Origin of the sequence: Mesorhizobium sp. WSM4983, from assembly GCF_029625765.1 — a bacterium.
GTDB lineage: Bacteria > Pseudomonadota > Alphaproteobacteria > Rhizobiales > Rhizobiaceae > Mesorhizobium.
The window spans coordinates 1,406,438-1,431,047 of record NZ_JARTVM010000001.1 but is presented as its reverse complement, the minus strand read 5'-3'; the positions used below and the strand labels follow the sequence as shown (position 1 = coordinate 1,431,047).

Sequence of the window (24,610 nt, the reverse complement as noted above, 5' to 3'; positions counted from 1 at the left end):
ATGAGTCCCTAAATCGTGGCGTCGCTCAGCGTATCGCCATCGGGGCCAGGGCACGCGAAAGGCTTGCCTCGCCCTTGCCGTAGACTGAGGGGTTGTAGTTGACCAGCGTGTCGGTGCGAGCCGTGTTGAGCAGGTCGTTGGTGATCTGAACCGGGGTCGCCTTGGTGAATTTGCTGCCGATGATTGCGGCATATCCGGAGACGATAGGCGCGGCGAACGACGTGCCGTAAAGGCCGGTCTTGTCGCCTTCGACGCCGACCACCAGGAAATGGCTCTGCACGGTCGGGTCGGAGCCGGCGTAATTGGAATACCAGGCAAGCTGAGCCTTGTTTGACGCCGTGCCGTTTGTGGACAGCGCGCCAACAAAGATCGCCGTCGGTTTGCCGATCAGAGCGAGATCGAGATAATCCTGCTGTCCGCTGGTGACGCCGCCGACCGCAACCGAATCGTTGCCAGCCGCTTTCGAGACGATGGCCGATCCCTTGCTGGCGTAGGAGATGATCGATTGCTCCTCCGGGGCCCAGCGGATCTGGTTCACGCTGTAACCCGCGTTCGCGTACATGCCGTAGCTGAGGTTGAGAACGTTGCGGCCACTTGCCAGCGGGACGGCCGAACCCGTCGAGAAGTCCTTGGAGCGGATGGTCGCCGCAGGAGCGATCATGCTTGCTTCCTCGCGCGTCCACTCTCCGTGTCGCTGATATTGCGTGCCGATGCCAAAATTGCCGGAGAAGCGCGATGAACTGCTGAAGTCGTCGACGATGGTGATGGTGACGCCCTTGCCCTTATAGCCAGCCGCCCACGCGGCGCCGACATCGGGACTCATCCAGCTCTGCACCGCTTGTGTCGTTCGCGCAACCGGTATCTTTGCGCTTACGCATATGGACCCGCCGCCGTGACACAGCGCGGCCGACTGGTCCGCGTCGAGAGCTTCCTGCGCCGACGCCAGGCATGCCGGCAGAATGGTCAGTGCCGCGGCAATGCCGAGCTTCCAGAAATTACCAGACATGGTCTTACTCCCGGTCAAAGCAGGAACGAGGACGGACGATCGCGAAGTTCGGGAGCAGGAAGATTTCTCATGCGCGGCATCCCGGCGATCAGAAGGTAACACGGTAGTTGAGCCACAGGCGCAGCCTTTCGGGCGTAGCGTTAACCAGATATTTCAGCGTGTCCTCAGGCGCCGTCTCCCCGGCCGCAAGCCGGCAGTTGACGCTGTAGGTGCCCAGATCCCCGTAGTCGGCCACGCATGGCTTTTCGCTCAGGTTGCCGCCGAAGGTCGAGGTAACCGAAAGGGAGAGAGTGCTGTTGAGGCTCGGATGGGTCTGGGTGAGAAAACCGAGCTTGAGGCTCGGCGCGATGCGGTACTTCTCGGCTTGTTCCCCGGTTCCCACTCCCCACAGAAAGCCGCTGTCTTCGGTAAGTTGCGTGATGAAGTCGACGTGCATGTCGACCCAATCGCTGTGGTACCAACGATTGAATGAGACCCAGCTCCCGTCCTGCAGCTCATAGCCGCCATTGCCGAGAGCTCTGGCGCGGTCGCTGAGCCATGACCCCTGGTGGATGTTCACGAGCGACGTGGTCATTTCCTGGGCCATCGACGGCGAGGCGCCAACGACTAGGCACAGCAACAGTGCGGCTGCGCCGAAACCGTCTCGTTTGTTGGATCTTTCGCGCATGCGCGAAGCACCTCGCCCCACCGGATCCAGACGCGCCTTGTGGCGGACGGCTCCTCGGGCAGCCGCGGTCCCCGGATCATGCGCGACGATCGCATGGAGACCGTTACCGCGGGGTTATCCAAGCCGGTACGAATATAAGTTTTTGCTTGAATTCGGCGAAGCCAAGCCGTTGCCAGCGATCAGACGCAAACGAAGCGAGATGCGCCGGATGCTGCATCCAACTCGCCGGCTTTGCCAATGGTCGTCCGAAAACGGTGACCCGATGCCTCAGGCCGCGTCGCGGACCTTTTGGATGCGCGAGCGGATCGCCTCGATCATGGTCTCGCGGATGGTGGTTTCGCCATGGGTTTCACGCATGTGCTCGACGGCGCGGCGCATGACCTCGGCTTCCTCCTCGGCGCGCGTGTGCCAATCGCAGCCCGGGACGAGTGTCCCGCATTGGAACTCCTTCATGGTTTTTCCTTTCCTAGGTCCGGAGCCCTGATTCCGCTCCTTGTTATCATGCAATTCCGCATGGAAAGCCGCATCGCATTTTCCTGAAATTGCCCCGGTGGAAAACCATAACACATGTCGCCGGCTTCGGTTGCATTGGAGCCGGTGGCGAATTGTTTTTTCACGGTCTCCGCGCGAAATCAAAGGCGGAGCATTGCTGCTCCGCCCGTTGCCACCTGGTTTCCGTGAAACGATGAACCGCACTGTCTTTTTGTTTTGACGCAATTCCGGCGGAAACCGCTTCAACGTTTCTGCAATTGCTGGCCGTGCAGGCCGTCACTTCATGATCTTGACAGCCTCGGCAATCTTGTTCTTGCCGCTCATATCCCAGGAAACGCGAACCTTCTCGCCCGGCTTTATGCCCGGATCCTTGAAGGCCTTGGACAGCGTGAAGGTCGATCCGTTGTCCAGAACAAGGCTCATGGCCGTTCCATCAAAGCTCTTCACTGTTCCCGTGGTGTGCTTGACCGCGGCGAACGCGGCGCCACCGGAGGCGAGAAAGGCGGCGGTTGCCGCCGTCACAATAAGCTTGCGCATAGGATGTTCTCCTGGGATGCGGGCACCATTGGGAAGGCACTCCGCTCGATCAGGGCCGTCCGGACGCGTCGGGTCGCGGCTCGTAGCAGTGACGAGCCGCCGGCGCTTCCCGACCCGGCACGTTAAATAGATCAATTTTTTCAAAAGGATATTAGACGAAAAAGAAATCGCCCCTGCCACATTGCCGGTCAAAATTCGGCGAATGGGACAGCAATGCGGCTGGCCTTCCGCTCACCGGATTTTTACGGCCACTTTACCTCGGGCGGCAGGCTGGAGAGGATCGAGGCGACATTGCCGCCGGTTTTCAGGCCGAAGATGGTGCCGCGATCGTGAAGCAAATTGAATTCGACGTAACGGCCGCGCCGGACGAGCTGTTCCTCGCGGTCGCCGTCGGTCCAGTTCTGGTTGAAATTGCCCCGCACCAGATGGGAATAGACGACGAGGAAAGAGCGGCCGACATCCTGGACGAAATTGAAATCGGCGTCCCAGCCGCCCTTGCCCTCATCGGAATGCAGCCAATCGAAAAAGATGCCGCCGATTCCTCGCGCCTCGTTGCGATGCGGCAGGAAGAAGTACTCGTCGCACCACGCCTTGAATTTCGGATAGTCGGCCACCCCGGCGTTCTTCTCGCAGGCGAACTGCATGGCGCGGTGGAAGGCGATCGTGTCGGGATCGTCCTGGGTACGGCGGCGGTCGAGCACCGGCGTCAGGTCGGCGCCGCCGCCAAACCAGTGGCGGGTGGTCACGACCATGCGTGTGTTCATATGCACGGCCGGAACGTTGGGGTTCCAGGGGTGCGCGATCAGCGAAACGCCGCTCGCCCAGAAGCGCGGATCCTCGTCGGCGCCCTGGATCTGCTTGCGGAATTCGGGAGAGAATTCGCCGTGGACGGTCGAGGTATGCACGCCGACCTTCTCGAAGACGCGGCCGCGCATCATCGACATGGTGCCGCCGCCACCTTTGCCGTCGTCGCGCTCCCACGGCGTCTGCTCGAAATGCCCGGGCGACCATGCCGATTGCGGTCCAGTGAGTTCCTGCTCGATCTGCTCGAAGGCGGCGCAGATGCGCTCGCGCAGCGCTTTGAACCAGAGGCGGGCCTTCATCTTCTTCTGCTCGATGTCGTCAGGCAGGCCCACCGCAATGTCGGGTCGTTCCAATTCCGTCTCCAGTCCAGGCTGCTTGCCCGACAAATGACTCGTTTTTTCTGCGCGCGATCCCTAATCTCTTAAGGGCAAGGGTCAAGTCCTGTCTGACCAAGGTGCAAGGAGTTTGCTCGTGCGCACCCCGGCAAGACCGCCGCTGGATGGCTTGAGGAAGAGGCTGGAGCGCTCACGGGCCGAGCGCGAAAGAATGCCGCGCGACGGATTCTTGCGCGAGACTTTCGTGCTGCCGCGGCCAGCCGCGCGCCTCAAGGCCAAGGAATGGTTCGAGCGCTTTCCCAAGCAGGCCTATTGGACCGAGATCGAAAGCTGGTTCGAGCGCCCGGGCGACGTCATCGAATTCACCATGCGACGGCTGCCGGCGGCAGATTGAAAAATCCTCAGGGCACCAGTAGCCGTCTCGCTCCAGTTCCCTCTCTGGCCAGTCGGTCCTCCTTGTTCCGAAGCGGGCATTTGTCGATCGACATGCAACCGCAGCCGATGCAGTCGGTCAGTCCGTCGCGCAGCTTCTTCAATTGGGCGATCTTATGATCGAGGCCGTCGCGCCAACCCGTTGAAAGCAGATTCCAATCCTCGCGCGTCGGGGTGCGGCCCTCGGGCAGAGATTGGAATGCGGCGGCGATTTCGGCGAGCGTTATGCCGACCTCCTGGGCGACGCGGATGATCGCCACCCGTCGCAGCACGTCGCGGCCGTAGCGCCGTTGGTTACCCGCGGTGCGATGGCTGCGGATCAGCCCGCGCGCTTCGTAAAAATGGAGCGCCGAGACCGCGACGCCACTGCGCATCGCCACCTGACCGACCGTCAATTCCTTCACCGGAGCCATCTCGCACTTTCCGCTTGACCTCAAGTTAGGTTGAGCTTGTAGCGAGGAAAGCCTGACAAGGCAAATTGAGGAGAAGGCGATGTGCGCCTGGGTGAGACTGACGCCGCAAGTGGGAGGCGTTCGCGACGAGCAGGGCTTGAGCAGCCTATCCGAGTTGGCGGACCGCTTCGCCCGCGACCATCGCGACGGACAGCGAGACATTGATGCTGCGGGCGCCCGGGCGCATCGGAATGGTCAGTCGCGCATCCGCCGCCTGATGAACCTCTTCCGGCACGCCGGCGGATTCGCGGCCGAACAGAAGGACGTCGCCGGCGGCGAAAGCAAACCGCGTGTAGGCGGTCTCGGCCTTGGTGGTGAGCAGCACAAGGCGGCGCGCGTTCGTTCGGCGCGATTCCTCGAAGGCGTGCCAGTCGGCATGGCGGGTAAGCGCCGCCATTTCGAGATAGTCCATGCCGGCCCGTTTCAGCGCCCGATCGGAGAGCGGGAAACCGGCCGGCTCGATGATGTCGACGCCAAGATCAAGGCAGGCGGCGAAGCGCAGGATCGTCCCGGTGTTGCCGGCGATATCCGGTTGGTAGAGCCCGATGCGGAGACGGTCGTTCATTTCCGCATCCTTCTAATAAGTGGCAGAACGGCCACAGGCGGCTCCAGCTTTTGGCGATTTCTAGACTGGCGGGTGGCCATTTTCTGCGAAGTTGAGTATACGCCCATCATCGTCAACCCGAACCGAAGGAGAGGGACCACATGATGACCATGCACTTCCAGCCCTTCTCCGGGCAGCTCCTCTTTGGGGCCCACGTATGCCCAACGGCGGTTTCGGTACGACGATTCTTCTGACACTTTAAGACCTCATCGCACCGATTCCCGCCGAACCCAGTTTTCGGCCTTCGAAGGAATCTTGCGATGTTTCTCAAACTGCCAAAGCGGCGCCGCGCCCCGCCTGAACGTGTCGACACCGACGCCGGCCGTCATGTCGGGACTGACGCTTGCCGTCATGTCCTGACTGCGTCGCGTCCCTCCGGCCGAATGCCGGAGGTCGAGCTCGCATCACCCTTTTTAACGCATTTGCACATGGAGGACGGACCGATGTTCGATCCCTTTAAAATACCGGGTTCAAGAAGCTTGCATGAGCGCAAGGTGGCGACCTGGGCGCTGCTGATCGGCGAGACTTACTCGTCGGCGGTGCACGCCGAGACGCGCCGGCGTCCGCATCGCGGCATGCTGCCGGACGTCGACTTCTCGCGCGCGGTGCCCGATCCCGGTCGACCCTCGCTGGTGCGGCGGATCATCCGCATGGTCCGGCCGGGTAAAACCAGGGCTGGCGACAGCTTGTCGTCAGGATCCTCTGGCAAGCCTGTCGGCGAAAAGACCGCGACACCCTATATTGCGCGAAGCAGGGCCGGCGATACGGACAATTCCGTATCGCCGGCCCGCGGCGCCGTGCCGCCGAACGGCCTTACCAATCAACCCCGCGCCGCGTGAGCGCACAAATCGTCGAGTGCCTCGAATGTTCCGCTGGTTTGAGAAGAGGCTCGATCCGTTTCCCGCCGCGGAGCCGGTCGAGCCGCCGAAGACGCTGGTCGCCTTCTGCGTGCATTACACGCGCGGGGCCTGGCCCTATATCCTCGTCGATGCCGTGCTTGTGGCAGCGATAGCCCTTGCCGAAGCGTGGATGTTCGGTTTCATGGGCCGTATCGTCGACTGGCTGTCGGCGCAGAACCGCGAAACCTTTCTTGAGACGGAGCGCTGGAAACTCGCCGGCATGGCTTTCATCGTGCTGTTCGCGCTGCCCGGCACGGTATGGCTGCATTCGCTGCTCAACCAGCAGACGCTGATGGGCAATTATCCCATGCGCATCCGCTGGCAGGTGCATCGCTACCTGCTCAAGCAGTCGATGGCCTTCTACCAGGACGAGTTTGCCGGCCGTATCGCCACCAAGCTGATGCAGACCGCTCTTGCCGTGCGCGAATGCGTCATCAAGCTGATCGATGTCCTAAACTATGTCGTCGTCTACTTCCTCAGCATGCTGTTCATCGTCGGCTCGGCAGACTTGCGACTGGCTGTGCCCTTGGGTGTATGGCTGGTCGGCTATATCGGGCTCTTGCGCTTTTTCATCCCGAAGCTCGGCAAGGTCGGCGAGGAGCAGGCCAATGCGCGATCGACCATGACCGGCCGCGTCGTCGACAGCTACACCAACATCCAGACGGTGAAGCTGTTTTCGCATGCCCGCCGCGAGGCAACTTTCGCCAGGGAGGGCATGGCGAGCTTTCTCGATACCGTCTACCGCTCGATGCGGCTGGTGACGCAGTTATACGGGATGCTCTACATCCTGAATTCGCTGCTTCTGTTTTCCGTGACGGCGATCTCGCTGTGGCTGTGGCTGGGCGAGGCGGTGACGATCGGCGCAGTCGCCGTGGTTATCGGCCTGGTGCTCAGGATGTGGGGCATGTCGCAGTGGATCATGTGGGAGATGTCGAGCCTGTTCGAGAATATCGGCACGGTGCAAGACGGCATCCAGTCGATCTCGCTGCCGCGCCTGGTCGAGGACCGCCCGGGCGCCAGCGACATCGCCGTCAGTCAGGGCGAGATCCGTTTCGAGGAGATCCGCTTCCACTACGGCAAGCAGAAGGGCGTCATCGAGAACCTGTCGCTCACTGTGAAACCCGGCGAGAAGGTCGGCATCGTCGGCCGCTCCGGCGCCGGCAAGTCGACGCTGGTCAACCTTTTGCTGCGTTTTTACGACCTGGAAAGCGGCAGGATCCTCATCGATGGCCAAAAGATCGCCGGGGTAACGCAGGATTCGTTGCGCGCGCAGATCGGCATGGTGACGCAGGACACCTCGCTGCTGCATCGGTCGGTGCGGGAGAATATCCTCTACGGGCGCCCTGACGCCACCGACGAGATGCTGATCGAGGCGGCCCGGCGGGCGGAGGCGCTCGATTTCATCGGCGCGCTTTCGGACCATAACGGCCGCAAGGGATTCGATGCACATGTCGGCGACCGCGGCGTCAAATTGTCCGGCGGTCAGCGGCAGCGCATCGCCATTGCCCGCGTCATGCTGAAGGACGCACCGATCCTCATCCTGGACGAGGCGACGTCGGCGCTCGATTCGGAAGCCGAGGCGGCGATCCAGGAGAACCTCTACAAGCTGATGCAAGGCAAGACCGTGATCGCCATCGCGCATCGGCTGTCGACCATCGCTGCGATGGACAGGCTCGTCGTCATGGACAAGGGGCGCATCATCGAGGAAGGCTCGCACGAAGAGCTTGTCACCAAGGGCGGCCTTTATGCCCAGCTCTGGCAGCGCCAGTCGGGTGGGTTCCTCCTCGATGATGCGCCGGCTGAGTCCGATGCCAAAGGGTCTCACTCCGAGATGGCGGCGGAGTAACGCGATCGCGATTGGCATCAAGGTTACGGCGATCGCGGGGAATCGCTCCCGGGCGTAACCACGACCTGTCAGAGGCCCGCCGGCGACCAAATCGGGTGCCGGCGGGGTTCCGGCATCTACGAGAGAAAAATGTTCGACCGCATCTTCACATGGTTCGAAAGCCATTATTCGCCGGTGGCGCTGGCCGAAGACAGGCAGCCGCCAATGGGACTTTGGCGGTTCTACTGGTATTTCATAAGGCAGTTTCGCGCCGCCTATTGGCTGCGCATGATCATCGTTGCCGTCGCGGCAATAGTGGACGCGATGCTGCCGATTTTCGTCGGCCTGATCGTGGGCCTGCTCTCCAACACCAGGCCGGGCGATTTCTTCGCCGCGCATGGGCCGCTGCTCGTCATGATGGCGATCGTCGTGCTGCTGCGTCCGCTGTCCATGGTTATCGACGCGCTTATCCGCAACCACGCCATCGCGCCGAACCTCATCGACCTCATCCGCTGGCAAAGCCATTGGCATGTCGTGCGTCAGGACTGGTCATTCTTCCAGAACGACTTCGCCGGCCGCATCGGAACGAAGGTCATGCAAAGCGGCGACTCGGTGGAGATGAGCGTCAATCTCACCGTCGATGCCGTCTGGTACGCGCTGGTCTTCGTCGCGGTCGCCATCGTTGTGCTGGCGCGGCTCGACCCGCTTCTTCTGGCTGTGGTGGCGGCCTGGCTGGTGTTCTATTGCATGATCTTCTGGTTTGCGATGCCGAGGATCACCCAGCGCTCGTCCCAACTGTCGGAGCGGTGGTCGCAGGTGAGCGGCCGCATGGTCGACAGCTACACGAATATCCTGACGCTCAAGACATTCTCGACCGGCGAGCACGAAGACAAATATGTCTCGCAAGCCGTCGTCGAGCACGCCGACACGTTTTACCAGCTGATGCGCGTTTTCACACTGATGTGGTCGGCCCTGTTCGTCCTCAACGCTGCGCTGCTTATCGCCATAAGCTGGTTGGCGCTGGCCGGCTGGAACACCGGCGCCATGACCACGGCGGCCGTGGCGACGGCGATACCGTTCGCGCTGCAGATCGCCAACATCTCCGGCAGGATCCTCGATGTCGGCGCCAACGTCTTCCGGCAGATCGGCGTCGCCAGCAATTCGATGACGACGATCGCGCGCCCCATCACAATGCAGGACCAGCCGGACGCGCCCGCCCTCGTGGTCAAAGCCGGCGGCATCGAGTTCGAGCAGGTGAACTTCAACTATTGGCGCAAGGACGGCAAAGGCGGCGTCATCGACAATCTGTCGCTGAAGATCGCGCCGGGCGAGCGGGTGGGCCTGATCGGCCGTTCCGGGGCCGGCAAGTCGACGCTGGTCAATCTCGTCCTGCGGCTGTTCGACGTGCAGGACGGCAAGGTGCTGATTGACGGACAGGACATCCGCAACGTCTCGCAGGAAAGCGTTCGCGCGGCGATCGGCTTCGTCAATCAGGATACGTCGCTCTTGCATCGATCCGTCCGCGAGAACCTCAAATATGGACGCCAGTCCGCCAGCGACGAGGCGATGTTCAGCGCCGCCAAGGCCGCGCAGATCGACGATGTGATCGCGGGACTGACCGATCCGCATGGACAAAGCGGCTATGAGGCGCTCGTCGGCGAGCGCGGCGTGAAGCTGTCGGGCGGCCAGCGGCAACGCATCGCCATTGCCCGCGTTATGCTGAAGGACGCGCCGATCCTCATTCTCGACGAAGCTACGTCTGCGCTCGATTCGGAGGTGGAGGCCGCTATCCAGGAGAACCTCTACAAGCTCATGCAGGGCAAGACGGTCATCGCCATCGCCCACCGTCTGTCGACCATCGCGGCAATGGATCGGCTCGTCGTCATGGACAAGGGCCGCATCGTCGAGGACGGCTCGCATGAAGCGTTGATCGCCAAAGGCGGGCTCTATGCCCAACTCTGGCGGCGCCAGTCGGGCGGCTTCCTGCTCGAGGAAAAGCAGGCGGCCGACGATCTGCCGACGAAAGGTGAAGCCGCGGAATGATGAAGGCCGTCTATCGCTGGTTCGAAAGCTGGGTCTACCCGTTCCGCGAGCCGGCGAATCTTCGTCCGCCTGCCAGCGTCGGCGGCTTCCTCTGGCACTATGTCGGGCAAGCGAAGCTCGCTTTCTTCGCCATGCTGATCATCGGCGGCATCGCGCCGCTGGTCGAGGCCGGGCTGTTCTATTTCGTCGGACGGCTGGTCGATATCCTCGACCAGCTTCCCGGCGAACGCAGCTGGCACGCGCTGTGGGCCGCCGCCGGGCCAGAGCTGCTGTTCATGGGCGCGGTGGTGCTGATCATCCGCACGCTGGTGGTCGGCCTTTCGGCGCTGGTCGACGAGCAGACGATCACGCCGGGCTTCTACAGCCTGGTGCGCTGGCAGGCGCACCGGCATGTCTCGCGCCAGTCCTACGCCTTCTTCCAAAACGACTTCGCCGGGCGTATCGCCACGAAGGTCTGGCAGGCGGGGCAGGCCACTGGCGACCTCATGGAAAGCTTCATCGAAGTCGTCTGGTTCATGATCGTCTACACGGTGACGACGCTGGCGCTGGTCGCCGGCCTCGACCTCAGGCTGGCGGCGCTGGTGGTGATCTGGATCGTCGCCTTCGGCTGGCTGGCCAGGCTCCATTTGCCGGCAATCCGCAAGCATGCCGAGGCGACCGCCGAGGCCGGCTCGATGATCACCGGCCGCTTCGTCGATTCCTATTCCAATGTGCAGACGCTGAAGCTGTTCGCGGCCGACGGCGACGACCGCTACATCCGCAACGGCTTCGACATTTATCTCGACGCGCTGCGGCCCTTCACGCGGCGGCTGACCGGCGTGCGCGTGGCGCTGACGACGCTTTCCGGCATCATGATCACGGCGATCGCCGCCTTTGCAGTCTATCTGTGGGTGGAAGGCTCGATCACCGTCGGCGCCGTCGCCTTCACGCTCTCGCTTGTGCTGAGGCTCAACATGCTGCTGGGACGGCTGATGATGCAGCTCAACAGTATCCTCAGGAATCTCGGCGTGCTGGAAAATTCCAAGGCGCTGATCTCGCAGTCGCTCGGCCTGACCGACGCCCCGGATGCCAAGGAGCTGGTGGTTGCGGGTGGCCGCATCGACCTCAAGAACGTCACCTTCCACTACGGGAAAGGGGCAGGGGTCCTCGAGGGCATCGACCTCGTCGTGCGTCCAGGCGAGAAGGTCGGGCTTGTCGGTCCGTCCGGCGCCGGCAAGACGACGCTGGCCAATCTCATCCTGCGCCTTTACGACCTCGAGGGCGGCAGGATCCTGATCGACGGCCAGGATATCGCCCGTGTGACGCAGAATTCGCTGCGCGCCAATATCGGCGTGGTCAGCCAGGACACGGCGCTGTTCCACCGCTCGCTGCGCGACAACATCAAGCTCGGCATGCCGGACGCTACCGACGCCGAGGTGATCGCCGCGGCGCGCAAAGCCGAGGCGCATGACTTCATCATGGGGCTGCGCGACAATCGCGAGCGCCTTGGCTACGAAGCCTATGTCGGCGAGCGCGGCGTCAAGCTCTCCGGCGGCCAGCGCCAGCGTGTGGCGATCGCCCGCCTCTTCCTCAAGGATGCGCCGATCCTCATCCTAGACGAGGCGACCTCGGCACTCGATTCCGACATCGAGGCGGCGATCCAGGAAAACCTGGCAAGGCTGATGGAGAACAAGACCGTCATAGCCATCGCCCACCGGCTTTCCACCATCGCAGCGCTCGACCGGCTGGTCGTGCTCGACGGCGGCCGCATCGTCGAAGAAGGCACGCATGACGAGCTGGTGGCGCTGGACGGTCTTTATGCACGGCTCTGGAAACGGCAGTCCGGCGGCTTCCTCTTCAATGAGGAGAGCGCGCTGGAAGAGACGCGCCCGGCGGAGTAGAAACGCAGCCATGTCGGTCAGAATGCCCAGCAATTTCGGACGGTCAGGCGCGCAGGAGAGCGCTCTCGATCTGCTCGGCCAGGAAATACTCGCCGAGAAGGCCGCCGCCCTCGGTCGCGCCGGCCAGCGCGTCGAAGAGGCCTTGACGAAGCTGCGCGAAAATGGGGAAGGCGGGGACCGCAACCGGCTGCTGACAGAAGCGGCAGAAGCCGTCCACGCCTATTTCATCCAGCGCGAACTCTGCGGGCTGCGCAAGCACGACGCCGTGATCCGCGAATACGACATCCCGCCGGCGGTGCTGGTCAGGCTCGGCGCCAGCTAGGCGCTGACTTCCTTCCGAAAGCGCGCCAGGCGCAAGGCGAGCGCCCCGGGATTCTCATCGGCGACGAAGTGCCCGCTATCGAGGATGATGTCGCCCTCGACGTTTGAGAGGCCGGCGGCCTTCAAGCCATTGAGGTAATCGGTGATCTCGCCGGTCTCGGCAGCGCCCCTGAGGCAGAGCACCGGCGTGTCGATCGGGCTTGCCGACGGAACGGCATTGGCCTTGGCGTCCTCGGAAAAGGCGCGGTACCAGTCGAAGCCGGCCTTGAGGCTTTCCGGCCGCGAATAGGCCTTGGCGTAGATGTCTCTTGCTTCGGCCGGGATGGCGGATTTCTCCTTCGAAAGGGTGTCGAAGAAGAAGTCGAAATAGGCGCGCTCGTGACCCCCAACCAGCAGTTCCGGGAGAGCAGGAACCGCGTGAAAGGCGAAATGCCAGAGGTTTGGATTGCGGATGACCTTGTCCCACGGCGCCACGCCCGGAACGACAACATCCATGATCGCAGCGGCGGAGAGGATTTCCGGATGGTTGCGCAAAAGCGCGAAGACGATCTGGCCGCCGACATCATGGCCGGCCACTATGACCTGTCGCAGGCCGCAGGCGTCAATCAAGGCCGCTATCACCCTGGCCAGATGGGCTTTCTCACCGGTTTTGCGCGTGCCTTGCGAGCCGCCTATACCCGGCAGGTCCGGCGCGATCACGCGCTGATCGGTGGCCAGCCGACCGATCACGTTCTCGAAGGCATGGGAACTTTGAGGCCAGCCGTGGAGCAGCACGAGGCCGGGCGCATCCCGTGGCCCGGCTTCGCGGATCGCAATGGTCAGTCCTTCAACCTCGATGCTGGAAGTTTCCATCCGCCCGGCCATCATCTGTCCGATCGCTCCGACCGACAGAACTAGGCGGGAATCGGTCCGGGAACAGGCCTGCCTCTCGAATAAGCCGCATCACTCCAGCCACTCGGTGATGAAGCTGCCGTTCTCGTGGATGTCGGTGGTCTCGAGCCGACCTGGGCCGAGATTGGTGAATTTGTGCGGCGTGTGTGCCGGCACGATCAGAATTTGGCCTGCGGTGGCCGTTATCTGCCGGTCGCCAACCGTGAACAGGCCGGTGCCGGAACGGATGACGAAGATCTCCGCGTAAGGATGCTTATGCAGACGCGGGCCGCCGCCGATCTCGGGTTGATAATTGAAGATCAGGCAGGAGTTGGAGCCAAATGCGCCGCATTGCAGCTGGCCTTGCCAACGGTCGGGCGTGCTCGCCCATTTGTCGCGGTCGATGACATGCGCCATGGCTCGACAATAGACCGGGCCGGCGGTCGCTGTCGAGGCAAGCGGAGCTCCGATTTGCCGCTGAAGTTAGCGCTATTTAGCGCTGTTCGGCGGCACGATCATCAAGCCGTTGCGCGGGCCGCGGCATGTGCCCGCGACAATGTGCCCTTGTGCCTCCACGCGTCTGGACAAAAACGGGCTTCACGCATAAACCGAACCTCCAAATGCCGGAGGAATTCGCTAGCCTGTTCGCCATGCGCTGTCGGGCCGGCGCGATTGAGCGGGGACAAGGCTCGGCCGCCGGCACGGAAAGAGGCGAAAGGATCAGGCACCCGTGAGCGCAACCGACATCCACGATCCCAACCGTCGCGATTTTCTCTACATCGCCACCGGCATGGCCGGCGTGGTCGGCGCCGGGGCCGTCGCCTGGCCGTTCATCGACCAGATGCAGCCGGATGCCTCGACGCTGGCGCTGGCTTCTGTCGAGGTCGATGTCTCCTCGCTGCAGCCCGGCAGCTCGCTGGTCGTCAAGTGGCGCGGCAAGCCGGTCGTGGTGCGCAACCGCACCGACAAGGAAATGAAGGACGGCGCGGCGGTTAGCCTCAACGATCTCAAGGATCCGATCGCCCGCAATGCCAACTTGCCGGCCGATGCGCCGGCGACCGACGCCAACCGCACCACGCCCGGCAAGGAAGCCTGGATGGTCATGGTGCAGGTCTGCACCCATCTCGGCTGCATCCCGCTCGGCCAGGAAGGCGATTTCGGCGGCTGGTTCTGCCCGTGCCACGGCTCGGTGTACGATACCGCCGGCCGCATCCGCAAAGGCCCGGCGCCGGAGAACATGGCGATCCCGGTGTTTAAATTCATTTCCGATACCAAGATCCTTATCGGTTGAGGCAGGGGGATATTTCGATGAGCGAGGGACACTCCACCTACACACCGAAGACGGGTCTCGGACGCTGGTTCGACGCCCGTATGCCGCTTCCCCGGCTTGTCTATGACAGCTTCATTGCCTATCCGGTGCCGCGCAACCTCAACTACATGTGGACGTTCGGCGGCATCCTGTCGATCATGCTGGTATCGCAGATCCTCACCGGCATCGTGCTGGCCATGCACTACACGTCCGACACCACACTCGCCTTCGATTCGGTCGAGAAGATCATGCGCGACGTGAATTCGGGATGGCTGTTGCGCTATCTCCATTCCAACGGCGCCTCGTTCTTCTTCGTGGCCGTCTACATCCACATCTTCCGCGGGCTGTTCTACGGCTCCTACAAGGCGCCGCGCGAGCTGCTCTGGATCCTCGGCTGCATCATCTACCTCCTGATGATGGCGACCGGCTTCATGGGCTATGTGCTGCCATGGGGACAGATGAGCTTCTGGGGCGCCACCGTCATCACCGGCTTCTTCAGCGCCATCCCGCTGGTCGGCAACTGGATCCAGGAACTGCTGCTCGGCGGCTTCGCCGTCGACAATCCGACGCTGAACCGCTTCTTCGCCCTGCATTACCTGTTGCCGTTCATGATCGCCGGCGTCGTCGTGCTGCACGTCTGGGCGCTGCATGTCGTCGGCCAGTCGAACCCGACCGGCATCGAGGTCAAGTCGAAGACCGATACCGTCGCCTTCACGCCCTATGCGACCATCAAGGACGCGTTCGGCATGATCGTGTTCCTGTTCTTCTTCGCCTATTTCGTCTTCTACCTGCCGAACTACCTCGGCCATCCGGACAACTACACGGTCGCCAATCCGCTGAAGACGCCGGCCCACATCGTTCCGGAATGGTACTTCCTGCCGTTCTACGCGATCCTGCGCGCCATCACCTTCAACATCGGGCCGATCAACTCCAAGCTCGGCGGCGTGCTGTGTATGTTCGGCGCCATCGCCATGCTGTTCCTGGTGCCGTGGCTCGACACCTCCAAGGTGCGCTCGGCGGTCTACCGGCCCTGGTACAAACTGTTCTTCTGGCTGTTCGTGGCCGACGCCATCCTGCTCGGGTGGCTGGGCTCGCAGCCGGCGGAAGGCTCATACGTGTTCATGGCGCAGATGGCGACGCTGTTCTACTTCGCCTTCTTCCTGGTCGTGATGCCGGTGCTCGGCCTGATCGAGACGCCGCGGCGGCTGCCGAACTCGATCACCGAGGCAGTGCTGGAAAAGAAAAACAAGGGAGCCGGCGGGCATCCGGCAGGCGCGGTCAGCGCGCCGGAAACCAAGGGCTGAGAATCTGAGGGGATTTGGCATGAAGAAGATTCTCACCTCGCTGGCGCTGCTTGGCCTGGTGGTCGCGGGCACCGCTGCCATCGCAGCCGAAGAGGAACACAACGCGGCTGCCCCGACGCATTTCCCGATCAATGAACCGAAGGAAATGAGCTGGAGCTTCGCCGGGCCGTTCGGCACGTACGACAAGGCCCAGCTGCAGCGCGGCCTGAAGGTCTACAAGGAAGTCTGCTCGGCCTGCCACTCGATGAACCTGGTGGCGTTCCGCACGCTGGAAGGCCTCGGCTACTCGGAAGCGCAGATCAAGACGCTTGCCGCCGAGTACACCATCCATGACGGCCCGAACGATGCCGGCGACATGTTCGACCGCCCGGGCAAGCCGTCGGATCACTTCCCGTCGCCGTTCCCGAACGAACAGGCCGCCGCGTCCGCCAATGGCGGCGCCGCTCCGCCCGACATGTCGCTGCTCGCCAAGGCGCGCGGTGTCGAGCGCGGCTTTCCGCGTTTCATCTTCGACATTTTCACCCAGTATGCTCAGGGCGGCCCGGACTACATCCACTCGCTGCTCACCGGCTACGACCAGGCGCCGCCGGCCGGCATGGTCATCCCCGAAGGCACGCACTACAATCCATACTTCCTGTCCGGCGTGTCGCTGAAGATGCCGAAACCGCTTTCGGACGGCCAGGTGACCTATGACGACGGCTCGCCGCAGACGGTCGACCAGTATTCGCGCGACGTGTCGGCGTTCCTGATGTGGGCCGCCGAGCCGCATCTCGAAGAGCGCAAGAAGACCGGCTTCCGCGTCCTGGTGTTCCTGCTGCTGTTCGGCGCGCTGGTCTACCTGACCAAGCGCAAGGTGTGGGCCGAAGTGGCGCACTGAGCCGCGATCGGTCCGACACTTTCGAGGGGCGCCGCAAAGGCGCCCTTTTCAATTTCGGGACCGCTTTGATCCGGCCGTGTCACATGGCTGTCATTGCGCATCGCGATCCTGCGTTGGCTCACCTCAAAGGATCCTCATGAAAAGATTTGCGCCGCTTGCAGCCGTGGTGCTGCTTCTTGTCGCCTCCTCGGCAGTCCGCGCCGAGGACGCCCAGCCCTTCGTCACCAACAAGGACATCGACCTGACGATGATCCTGCCGCCGCCGCCGGCTAATGATTCGGCCGAGACCAAGGCAGAACTCGGCCAGGTGCTGACCCTGCAAGTGACGCGCACGCCCGAAATGGAAAAGCGCGCTATCGCCGATGCCGAAGAGGATGTCTGGCGCTTCGCCGATGTCATGGGACCGAAATTCAGCAAGGAGACGCTGCCGAAGTTCAGCGCCTTCTTCGACCGCGTGGTGGCGACCGAAGGCGCGGTCGTCGATCCGGCCAAGGACGTCTGGAAGCGGCCGCGTCCGCATCAGCTCAGTGATCTGGTCAAACCCGCGGTGAAGCTGTCGAATTCCGGTTCCTGGCCGTCGGGCCATGCGACGGTCGGCACCATGATGGGCATCATCCTGTCCGAAATGGTGCCGGAGAAGCGGGCCGAGATCATGGCCCGCGCGGCCGAATATGCCCATAACCGCGTGGTCGGCGGCATCCATTATCCGTCGGATGTCGAGATGGGCAAGATTTCCGGCAGCGTGATCGCCGCGGTCCTGCTCAGCCGGCCCGATTTCAAGGCCGAGTTCGAGGCGGCGCGGTCCGAGCTTCGGTCCGACCTCGGCATGTGAGCCGTCCGTCACCGACGTTTCTGCAAGGGCGCCATCGGGCGCCCTTTTTCCATTGCGGCGCCGGCACGGGAGCAAGGCAGGCGATGCCGATCCTTTGCCGGATGCGCTTGTCTCCCGGGCTCCATCGCGGTAGCCGTTGTTGGTTGCGTTGCGCCGGGCGCGTCGACGCCGTTATACCCGACAGCCGGACACGCGGAGCTCGTCTCATGAAACCCTCGCTCGAAGACACGCTGCTTGCGGCCATCCGCACCATTCCGGATTATCCCAAACCCGGCATCCTGTTTCGCGATATCACCACGCTGCTCGGCGACGCTCGCGCCTTTCGCCGCGCCATCGACGAGCTTGTGCATCCTTACGCCGGGCTGAAGATCGACAAGATCGCCGGCATCGAGGCGCGCGGCTTCATCCTGGGCGGCGCAGTGGCGCATCAGCTTTCGGCGGGTTTCGTCCCGATCCGCAAGAAGGGCAAGCTGCCTTACGAGACCGTGCGCGTCGCCTACAGCCTCGAATACGGTCTGGACGAGATGGAGATGCACAAGGACGGCGTCTCGCAAGGCGAGAAGGTGATCCTGGTCGACGATCTGATCGCCACCGGCGGCACGGCGGAGGCGGCCGTCAAGCTGCTCAGGCAGATCGGCGCCGACATCGTTGCCGCCTGCTTCGTCATCGACCTGCCGGATCTCGGCGGGCGCCAGAAACTGGAAGCTCTCGGCGTGCCGGTAAGGACGCTGATCGGCTTCGAGGGGCATTGATCAGTGTTGAATGGTGAATAGTGAGTCGTGAATAGGGAATGGTTCACTAGTCACCATTCACTATTCACCATTCGCCATTCGCTACTCCACCTTCACCAGCACCGCGCTGTCGAACTCGATAACCTTATCGCCGCTGGAGTCGAAACCTTCGGAACGCAGCGTGAGCAGGCTCCAGCCGGGGCGGCCGGCAAGGGGTCGATGGGCAAGCGCTGTGCGGGTGAAGGTCACGGTTTCGCCGGCATAGACCGGCTTCAGCCATTTGAGGTTGCGAAACCCGGGCGAGGGGCCGAATTCGGGCTGCGGGCCGGGACCGGTCCAACGCACGCCCTCGGTCTCCATGCGCTTTTCGAGGTTGTATTTCATCCAGGTGGCGGCGGTGTGCCAGCCGGAGGCGCAGAGACCGCCAAGCATGCTCTCCTTCGCCGCCTCCTCGTCGACATGGAAGATTTGCGGATCGTATTTCCTGGCGAACGCCTTGATCTCGTCGGCCTCGAATTTGTGCGCGCCGAGGGTGACGGTTTGGCCGATGAGGAAATACTCGTCCAGGGTCACGCGACGGCCCCGCGGGTCAGAAACATGCCGGTGTTCTCAAGCTCGAAGACGCATTCGCCACGCTGGTTGAACAGCTCGCTGCGCATGCTGACGAGGCCGATCTGCGGCCGCGACTTGGACTGGCGCTTGGAAAGCACGGTGACCTTGCCGGTGAGACGGTCACCGGCCAGAACCGGCTTCTTCCATTTGACATGCTCGATGCCGGGTGAGCCTTGCGAGGTCGAATCGAGCAGGAAGGCATCGCACAGCATGCGCATGAACATCGCGCAAGTGTGCCAGCCCGAAGCCGAAAGGCCGCCCAGGATGCTGGCCTTGCCGGCCGCCTCGTCGAGATGCATCGGCTGGGCATCGAATTCGCTGGCAAACTCGATGATCTCGGCGGCGCTCACATTCTTGCTGCCGAGGTCGAGCGAGGCGCCCTCGACGAAATCCTCATAGGCCCAGGTCTTTCCGGTCATGTCGGCAATCCGGTTGACGAACGCGTGATCCCGAAGGTCGAGCATCCCGGATGGAGGCCCGAGCCAATTTGGTCAAGTCCTTTCTGGTGAGCCAGCCAGGCACTCAGGTGTTGAACTTGAACAGCATGATGTCGCCGTCCTGGACGACATACTCCTTGCCTTCGTCGCGCGCCTTGCCGGCTTCCTTGGCCGCCACTTCGCCGCCGAGCGTGACGAAGTCGTTGTAGGAGATCGTCTGGGCGCGGATGAAACCACGTTCGAAGTCGGTGTGAATGACGCCGGCAGCTTGCGGTGCCTTATCGCCCTTGTGGATCGTCCAGGCGCGCGTCTCCTTCGGCCCGACGGTGAAATAGGTGATCAGATGCAACAGTTCGTAGCCGGCGCGGATCACCTTGTTGAGGCCCGGCTCGTCAAGGCCGAGCGAGGCGAGGAACTCCATTTCCTCCTCGTCGGAAAGCTGGGCAACTTCCGCCTCGATCGCCGCCGAGATCACCACCGTGCCGGCGCCCTGCGCGGCGGCCATCTTCTCCACCGCCTTTGTATGCTCGTTTCCCGTGGCAGCGTCCGCCTCAGCGACGTTGCAGACATAGAGCACGGGATGCGATGTGAGCAGGTTCAGGCCCTGCAGGATGCGCAGATCCTCCGCCGCGATGCCATTGAGCAGGACGCGGGTCGGGCGACCTGCCTGCAGCAGTTCGAGCGCCGCCTCCATCATCGGCAGAACGGTCATTGCTTCCTTGTCCTTGCCGGCGGCGCGCTTGCGGACCTGCACGATGCGGCGATCCAGGCTTTCGAGATCGGCGAGCATCAGCTCGGTCTCGACGGTCTCGGCGTCGGCGACCGGATCGATGCGGCCCTCGACATGGGTGATGTCGTCATCCTCGAAGCAGCGCAGCACATGCACGATGGCGTCGACCTCGCGGATGTTGGCGAGGAACTGGTTGCCCAGACCTTCGCCCTTGGAGGCGCCGCGCACCAGTCCGGCAATGTCGACGAAGGAGATGCGGGTCGGGATGATCTCCTTCGACTTGCCGATCGCGGCGATCTTCTGCAGCCGCGGGTCCGGAACCGCCACCTCGCCGGTGTTCGGCTCGATGGTGCAGAAAGGATAGTTGGCGGCCTGCGCGGCAGCCGTCCTGGTCAACGCGTTGAACAGCGTCGACTTGCCGACGTTGGGCAAGCCAACGATGCCACATTTGAAACCCATGTTCGTCCGGTCCTATCGGGAATTCGAGATTTGGTGAGGGCTATGGGCGAAAGCGCGGACGATCGTCAAGCCCTTGGCATGGTCGTTTCGACGCTCAGTCTTTTCCGAACAGCTTCTTCAGCATCGCGGCCATCGGCCCGCTCTCGGGAACCTTCGCCGGCGGCTGCTGCGGGCGGGCCTGGCGGATATGGCTCTGCTGTTTTGGCTCCTTGGGCGGAGGCCGATCGTCATCGCCGGTCGGCACGAGCTTTTCGCGCAGCGCCAGGGTGATGCGGTTCATGAAGGAGTTGTCGTCGCCCTTGGCCAGCAGTGCGGCGTCGTCGGCGATCGCGTCGAGCAACACGTCGAGCCATTCACGGTCGGCCTTGGCGAAATCGCCGAGCACATGGCCGTGCACCATCTCTTTGACGCCGGGATGGCCGACGCCGATGCGCACCCGGCGATAGGCATTGCCGACATGCTGGTCGAGCGATCGGATGCCGTTGTGGCCGCCGGAACCGCCGCCGACCTTGACCCTGAGCTTGCCGGAGGCAAGGTCGATCTCGTCGTAGAAGACGGTGAGGGCGGCGGCATCGAGTTTGTAGAAGCGCAACGCCTCGCCGACCGACTGGCCGGATAAATTCATGAAGGTCTGCGGCTTGATCAAAAGGATCTTCTCGCCGCCCAGGGCGCCCTCGGCGATCAGGCCCTGGAACTTCTTCGACCAAGGCGAAAAGGAATGGCGGCGGGCTATCGCGTCCGCCGCCATGAAGCCGACATTGTGCCGGTTGTTCTGATATTTCGCGCCCGGATTGCCGAGGCCTGCAAAGACAAGCATCGTCGTCTCCTGGCGCCGAGACAATTACTTCTCTTCGGCCTCAGCGGCCTCAGCTTCCGGCGCCGCCGCTTCGGCAGTCTCCTCCGTCTCCGGCTTCATTGCCGCGGAGCCGGCGATGGTCGCGATGGTGAAGTCGCGATCGGAGATCACCGGCTTGACGCCGGCCGGCAGGGCAACCGCCGAAATGTGAATCGAGTCGCCGATTTCGGTGCCGGCGAGATCGACGGTGATGAATTCCGGGATCGCGTTGGCAGGGCAGTGGAACTCGACTTCGTGACGAACGATGTTGAGCACGCCGCCGCGCTTGATGCCGGGCGACTTGTCCTCATTGATGAAGTGGACGGGCACGTCGACATTGACCTCGGTGTCCTTGCCGATGCGCAGGAAGTCGACATGGACCGGGAAGTCCTTGACCGGATCGAGCTGAAAATCCTTCGGCAGGACCTGGATCTTCTTGCCGTCGACATCGATCGTAGCGATCGTGGTCAGAAACCCGCCGCCGTGGATCTTGTAGAAGATGTCCTTGTAGTTGAGGGCGATCGCCAAGGGGGGCTGCTTGTCGCCGTAAATAACTGCAGGCACTTTGCCGTTGCGGCGAACTGCACGGGCGGACCCCTTACCGACCTGTTCGCGCGCTTCGGCCTTGAGCTCGTAAGCCTCGTGGCTCATGGCATTTCCTTTCGCGTGTTATGGAGCGTTCGCGGCGGGCAAGCCCATCCGTAAACGTCGAAAGCCGTCGCGGCCTTGCATGGTCGATCCAACGCTTTTGGCTGTCCAAACGCTTCGGGGATCATGCAGGCCTGGCCGGCCTTCCTCCGCGTTGCCTCCAAGGGTGTCTACGCGGGTGGCGGCTCTATAGCGGAACGCGGGCAGGGGCGCAAGCCGTTGAACCGGAAGGCTTGGCCGAGGTTTTGGCCATGATATCCGACTGGGGAGGCATAGCCGACGCGTTGCTCCACTGCAAAGTCGGATCTGGCGAGTTGCGTCGGTCCCGCCCGCATGCGTCATGTAGCATCGGGCCGGTTTCAAACGTCCTTGGCAGGCAATCGAAGGACCGGAGATCGACATGAAACTACTGTTCAGCCGCAATCCCAATCCTCGCCTCGCGGTCGCGGCGGCGCGCTATCTGAAGGCCGATGTCGCCTTCGAATTCGCCTCGCCCATGGCGCCGGGGCAAGCCGAGCGCTACCGCGCGCTTAACCCCAATTTGACTTTGCCTATCCTGGTCGGCCCGGGATGGAGCCTGTGGGAAGCCGATGCGATCGCCTGCCGGCTCTCGCGCGACATGCATTCGGATTTCTGGCGCACCGGCGACGACGAACCGGAGATGATCCGCTGGCTGAGCTGGGGCAAGGAGAATTTCGTCAGGGCCTGCGACATGGTGCATTTCGAGCGCGGCACGAAACAGCGCTGGGGACTGGGGCCGATCGACAAGGCATTGGTCGAGGAGGGGCTGAGGCAGTTCCACATCACAGCCGCCATCCTTGAAGCAGAGCTTTGCGGGCGCCAATGGCTGGTCGGCAATTCGGTTTGCTATGCCGACTTTCGTATGGCGACCTTTCTCGCGTTCAATGATGCTGCCCGGTTGCCGCTCGATGACTATCCATCGCTCAGCCGCTGGTATCGGCGGATCGAGCATATCGATGCCTGGCGCGACCCGTTCCAGGGGCTGGATGCGCCGCAACTGCCGCCGGTCAGCAGCGAGGAGCAAGCAAGTATTTTGAACGTTCCGTCTTGAAAGGACCATTGTCGAGGATGCCTGCCAAGCCGCGGGGGAAATGGCTCGCCCCTGCGATGAGACGCGGGCCGTGGCCTGCACTAAGCAGACTTTGTCCGGCGTTTGGAGGTCAGGCAGCATCAGCCGATTGGTCGCCGCTCAACGCATCGCGCAACGCCCGGACTTTTCGCGTGAGAGCATCGATCTCGGCCGAGGTCATGCCTGAACGCTCGACCAGCGTTTCGCCCAGACAGCTGCATTGCGTGAGCAGCGCCCGGCCTGCCGCGGTGAGATCGACCTGCACCTGCCGCTCATCGTCATGGCTGCGCTGGCGGGTCACCAGACCCGCCTGCTCCATGCGCTTGACGAGCGGGGTGACGGTGCTCGATTCCAGCGCCAGCCGGCGCGCTATGGTGCCGACCGACATGCCATCGGCCTCTCCAAGCGCATTGAGCACGAGATACTGGGGATACGTGATCCCCATCTCGTCGAGCATGGGCTTGTAGGTACGGTTGATCGCCATGCTCGTGGCGTAGAGCGCGAAACAGAGCTGATTGTCCAGGGGCAGAGGCATCGCGCCATGATCCTTTTGTCGATGTCGTGAGGCTCTTTAGCACAAAAAATCGTATCGCGATACATATTATCGTGGACAAGTAGTCATCGTTGCGCTAGACATATCATTATCGCGATATTATTTATCGCGACATCTAAAACGGAGATTGAGATGACTGAAGCTTCACATGCGAAGGCCGGCTCGGGCAGCGGCACGATCACCACCAACGACGGCACGCAGATCTACTACAAGGATTGGGGCACCGGTCAGCCGGTCGTCTTCCACCATGGCTGGCCACTGAGCAGCGACGACTGGGATGCCCAGATGCTGTTCTTCCTCTCCAAGGGCTATCGGGTCATCGCCCATGACCGCCGCGGCCATGGCCGCTCCAGCCAGACTGACACCGGCAATGAGATGGACACCTACGCCGCCGATGTGAGGGCGCTGGTTGCGCATCTCGACCTCAAGAACGCCATCCATGTCGGGCATTCGACCGGCGGTGGCGAAGTGGCGCGCTATGTCGCGCAGTACGGTTCCGGAGGCCGCGTCGCCAAGGCTGTGCTGATCGGCGCGGTGCCGCCGATCATGCTCCAGACCGCTGCCAATCCCGGCGGCCTGCCGATCGAAGTGTTTGACGGCTTTCGCTCAGCGCTGACAGCGAACCGCGCACAGTTCTTCCGCGACGTTCCGGCCGGCCCTTTCTACGGCTTCAACCGTCCGGGCGCGACGGTGTCGGAAGGTGTGGTCGACAATTGGTGGCGCCAAGGCATGATGGGCGGCGCCAAGGCGCATTACGACTGCATCAAGGCGTTCTCGGAAACTGACTTCACCGAGGACCTGAAGAAGATCGACGTGCCGGTGCTGGTCATGCATGGCGACGACGATCAGATCGTGCCGATCGCGGATTCGGCGCTGCTCGCGATCAAGCTGCTCAAGAAGGGCGAGCTCAAAGTCTACAAGGGCCTTCCGCATGGGATGGCGACTACCCGTGCGGACGTCATCAATGCCGACCTCCTGGCCTTCTTCCAGGCCTGAGTCCCAGCGCCAGAAAAGCACCCGCCGTCG

28 protein-coding genes are annotated in these 24,610 nt (G+C 62.7%); 13 read left to right on the top strand and 15 right to left on the bottom strand.

Features of this window, described 5'->3' with window-relative positions:
• Positions 1-25 precede the first annotated feature (25 nt).
• The 5 genes from P9254_RS07065 to hemF all read right to left on the bottom strand — a co-directional run bounded on the left by P9254_RS07065 (position 26) and on the right by hemF (position 3,859).
• Complete coding sequence (locus tag P9254_RS07065) at positions 26-1,006, bottom strand: S8/S53 family peptidase (protein ID WP_082953954.1); 981 nt, start codon at positions 1,004-1,006, stop codon at positions 26-28.
• An 88-nt stretch (positions 1,007-1,094) separates the two neighbouring features.
• Positions 1,095-1,673 (bottom strand): hypothetical protein, encoded by a 579-nt coding sequence (locus P9254_RS07060; RefSeq protein WP_066994307.1) that lies wholly within the window; start codon positions 1,671-1,673, stop codon positions 1,095-1,097.
• Between the two features lie 267 nt (positions 1,674-1,940).
• Complete coding sequence (locus tag P9254_RS07055; RefSeq protein WP_066994310.1) at positions 1,941-2,126, bottom strand: DUF1059 domain-containing protein; 186 nt, start codon at positions 2,124-2,126, stop codon at positions 1,941-1,943.
• 315 nt (positions 2,127-2,441) lie between these two features.
• A complete protein-coding gene (locus P9254_RS07050; protein ID WP_066994313.1) occupies positions 2,442-2,702 on the bottom strand; it encodes a DUF1344 domain-containing protein in 261 nt (86 codons plus the stop codon).
• 242 nt (positions 2,703-2,944) lie between these two features.
• On the bottom strand, positions 2,945-3,859 hold the full coding sequence (gene hemF / locus P9254_RS07045; RefSeq protein WP_278054542.1) for an oxygen-dependent coproporphyrinogen oxidase: 915 nt from the start codon (positions 3,857-3,859) through the stop codon (positions 2,945-2,947).
• Positions 3,860-3,977: 118 nt separating this feature from the next.
• Here hemF and P9254_RS07040 point away from each other — a divergent pair, with 118 nt between their 5' ends.
• Positions 3,978-4,235 carry a hypothetical protein gene (locus P9254_RS07040; RefSeq protein WP_095801678.1) on the top strand — a complete coding sequence of 86 codons (258 nt, stop codon included), beginning with the start codon at positions 3,978-3,980 and terminating at the stop codon, positions 4,233-4,235.
• A gap of 7 nt (positions 4,236-4,242) precedes the next feature.
• Here the strand turns inward: P9254_RS07040 and soxR are convergent, their stop codons facing one another.
• Complete coding sequence (soxR, locus tag P9254_RS07035; RefSeq protein ID WP_127324378.1) at positions 4,243-4,686, bottom strand: redox-sensitive transcriptional activator SoxR; 444 nt, start codon at positions 4,684-4,686, stop codon at positions 4,243-4,245.
• A gap of 145 nt (positions 4,687-4,831) precedes the next feature.
• A complete protein-coding gene (locus P9254_RS07030) occupies positions 4,832-5,290 on the bottom strand; it encodes a tRNA (cytidine(34)-2'-O)-methyltransferase (protein WP_278054541.1) in 459 nt (152 codons plus the stop codon).
• Between the two features lie 482 nt (positions 5,291-5,772).
• Between P9254_RS07030 and P9254_RS07025 the strand changes: the two genes are divergently transcribed.
• The 5 genes from P9254_RS07025 (at position 5,773) to P9254_RS07005 (ending at position 12,298) form a co-directional block, all read left to right on the top strand.
• Positions 5,773-6,168, top strand: a complete 396-nt coding sequence (locus P9254_RS07025; RefSeq protein WP_278054540.1) for a hypothetical protein — start codon at positions 5,773-5,775, stop codon at positions 6,166-6,168.
• A gap of 25 nt (positions 6,169-6,193) precedes the next feature.
• Positions 6,194-8,074 carry an ABC transporter ATP-binding protein gene (locus tag P9254_RS07020; protein WP_278054539.1) on the top strand — a complete coding sequence of 627 codons (1,881 nt, stop codon included), beginning with the start codon at positions 6,194-6,196 and terminating at the stop codon, positions 8,072-8,074.
• Between the two features lie 129 nt (positions 8,075-8,203).
• The gene (locus tag P9254_RS07015) at positions 8,204-10,096 is read left to right on the top strand and encodes an ABC transporter ATP-binding protein (RefSeq protein ID WP_278054538.1); all 1,893 of its coding nucleotides are present in this window, start codon (positions 8,204-8,206) and stop codon (positions 10,094-10,096) included.
• Entirely contained in the window at positions 10,093-11,976 is a 1,884-nt protein-coding gene (locus P9254_RS07010; RefSeq protein ID WP_278054537.1) for an ABC transporter ATP-binding protein, read from the top strand. Before P9254_RS07015 ends, P9254_RS07010 begins: the two co-directional genes overlap by 4 nt.
• Positions 11,977-11,986: 10 nt before the next feature.
• A complete protein-coding gene (locus tag P9254_RS07005) occupies positions 11,987-12,298 on the top strand; it encodes a DUF6665 family protein (protein WP_278054536.1) in 312 nt (103 codons plus the stop codon).
• On the opposite strand, the gene P9254_RS07000 is transcribed toward P9254_RS07005, so the two are convergent.
• Both P9254_RS07000 and P9254_RS06995 read right to left on the bottom strand, forming a co-directional pair.
• On the bottom strand, positions 12,295-13,149 hold the full coding sequence (locus P9254_RS07000) for an alpha/beta fold hydrolase (protein ID WP_278054535.1): 855 nt from the start codon (positions 13,147-13,149) through the stop codon (positions 12,295-12,297). The two genes, P9254_RS07005 and P9254_RS07000, sit on opposite strands and share 4 nt — an antisense overlap.
• Before the next feature lie 90 nt (positions 13,150-13,239).
• The gene (locus P9254_RS06995) at positions 13,240-13,584 is read right to left on the bottom strand and encodes a cupin domain-containing protein (protein WP_278054534.1); all 345 of its coding nucleotides are present in this window, start codon (positions 13,582-13,584) and stop codon (positions 13,240-13,242) included.
• Positions 13,585-13,897: 313 nt separating this feature from the next.
• Between P9254_RS06995 and petA the strand changes: the two genes are divergently transcribed.
• From petA to P9254_RS06970, 5 genes are all read left to right on the top strand, one after another.
• Positions 13,898-14,458, top strand: coding sequence for a ubiquinol-cytochrome c reductase iron-sulfur subunit (petA, locus tag P9254_RS06990; protein ID WP_066994342.1), 561 nt, complete (start codon positions 13,898-13,900; stop codon positions 14,456-14,458).
• A gap of 17 nt (positions 14,459-14,475) precedes the next feature.
• Positions 14,476-15,780, top strand: a complete 1,305-nt coding sequence (locus tag P9254_RS06985) for a cytochrome b (RefSeq protein WP_066994345.1) — start codon at positions 14,476-14,478, stop codon at positions 15,778-15,780.
• A 19-nt stretch (positions 15,781-15,799) separates the two neighbouring features.
• A complete protein-coding gene (locus tag P9254_RS06980) occupies positions 15,800-16,657 on the top strand; it encodes a cytochrome c1 (RefSeq protein WP_095823271.1) in 858 nt (285 codons plus the stop codon).
• Positions 16,658-16,793: 136 nt separating this feature from the next.
• The gene (locus P9254_RS06975) at positions 16,794-17,489 is read left to right on the top strand and encodes an acid phosphatase (protein ID WP_278054533.1); all 696 of its coding nucleotides are present in this window, start codon (positions 16,794-16,796) and stop codon (positions 17,487-17,489) included.
• A 206-nt stretch (positions 17,490-17,695) separates the two neighbouring features.
• Positions 17,696-18,241 (top strand): adenine phosphoribosyltransferase, encoded by a 546-nt coding sequence (locus P9254_RS06970; protein ID WP_066994354.1) that lies wholly within the window; start codon positions 17,696-17,698, stop codon positions 18,239-18,241.
• An 81-nt stretch (positions 18,242-18,322) separates the two neighbouring features.
• Here the strand turns inward: P9254_RS06970 and P9254_RS06965 are convergent, their stop codons facing one another.
• From P9254_RS06965 to P9254_RS06945, 5 genes are all read right to left on the bottom strand, one after another.
• Positions 18,323-18,793 (bottom strand): MaoC family dehydratase, encoded by a 471-nt coding sequence (locus P9254_RS06965; protein WP_067326553.1) that lies wholly within the window; start codon positions 18,791-18,793, stop codon positions 18,323-18,325.
• The gene (locus P9254_RS06960) at positions 18,790-19,251 is read right to left on the bottom strand and encodes a MaoC family dehydratase (RefSeq protein WP_066994904.1); all 462 of its coding nucleotides are present in this window, start codon (positions 19,249-19,251) and stop codon (positions 18,790-18,792) included. The genes P9254_RS06965 and P9254_RS06960 overlap by 4 nt, the downstream gene beginning before the upstream one ends.
• Before the next feature lie 103 nt (positions 19,252-19,354).
• Positions 19,355-20,458, bottom strand: a complete 1,104-nt coding sequence (gene ychF, locus P9254_RS06955; RefSeq protein WP_278054530.1) for a redox-regulated ATPase YchF — start codon at positions 20,456-20,458, stop codon at positions 19,355-19,357.
• Between the two features lie 94 nt (positions 20,459-20,552).
• Positions 20,553-21,275 carry an aminoacyl-tRNA hydrolase gene (gene pth, locus P9254_RS06950; RefSeq protein WP_067326561.1) on the bottom strand — a complete coding sequence of 241 codons (723 nt, stop codon included), beginning with the start codon at positions 21,273-21,275 and terminating at the stop codon, positions 20,553-20,555.
• Between the two features lie 24 nt (positions 21,276-21,299).
• Complete coding sequence (locus P9254_RS06945; protein ID WP_066994365.1) at positions 21,300-21,944, bottom strand: 50S ribosomal protein L25/general stress protein Ctc; 645 nt, start codon at positions 21,942-21,944, stop codon at positions 21,300-21,302.
• A 397-nt stretch (positions 21,945-22,341) separates the two neighbouring features.
• Here P9254_RS06945 and P9254_RS06940 point away from each other — a divergent pair, with 397 nt between their 5' ends.
• A complete protein-coding gene (locus P9254_RS06940; RefSeq protein ID WP_278054529.1) occupies positions 22,342-23,013 on the top strand; it encodes a glutathione S-transferase family protein in 672 nt (223 codons plus the stop codon).
• Between the two features lie 109 nt (positions 23,014-23,122).
• Here the strand turns inward: P9254_RS06940 and P9254_RS06935 are convergent, their stop codons facing one another.
• Complete coding sequence (locus P9254_RS06935) at positions 23,123-23,566, bottom strand: MarR family winged helix-turn-helix transcriptional regulator (RefSeq protein WP_066994371.1); 444 nt, start codon at positions 23,564-23,566, stop codon at positions 23,123-23,125.
• 150 nt (positions 23,567-23,716) lie between these two features.
• On the opposite strand from P9254_RS06935, the gene P9254_RS06930 reads away from it, so the two are divergent.
• Complete coding sequence (locus tag P9254_RS06930) at positions 23,717-24,580, top strand: alpha/beta fold hydrolase (protein WP_278054528.1); 864 nt, start codon at positions 23,717-23,719, stop codon at positions 24,578-24,580.
• The last annotated feature ends 30 nt before the right edge of the window (positions 24,581-24,610 follow it).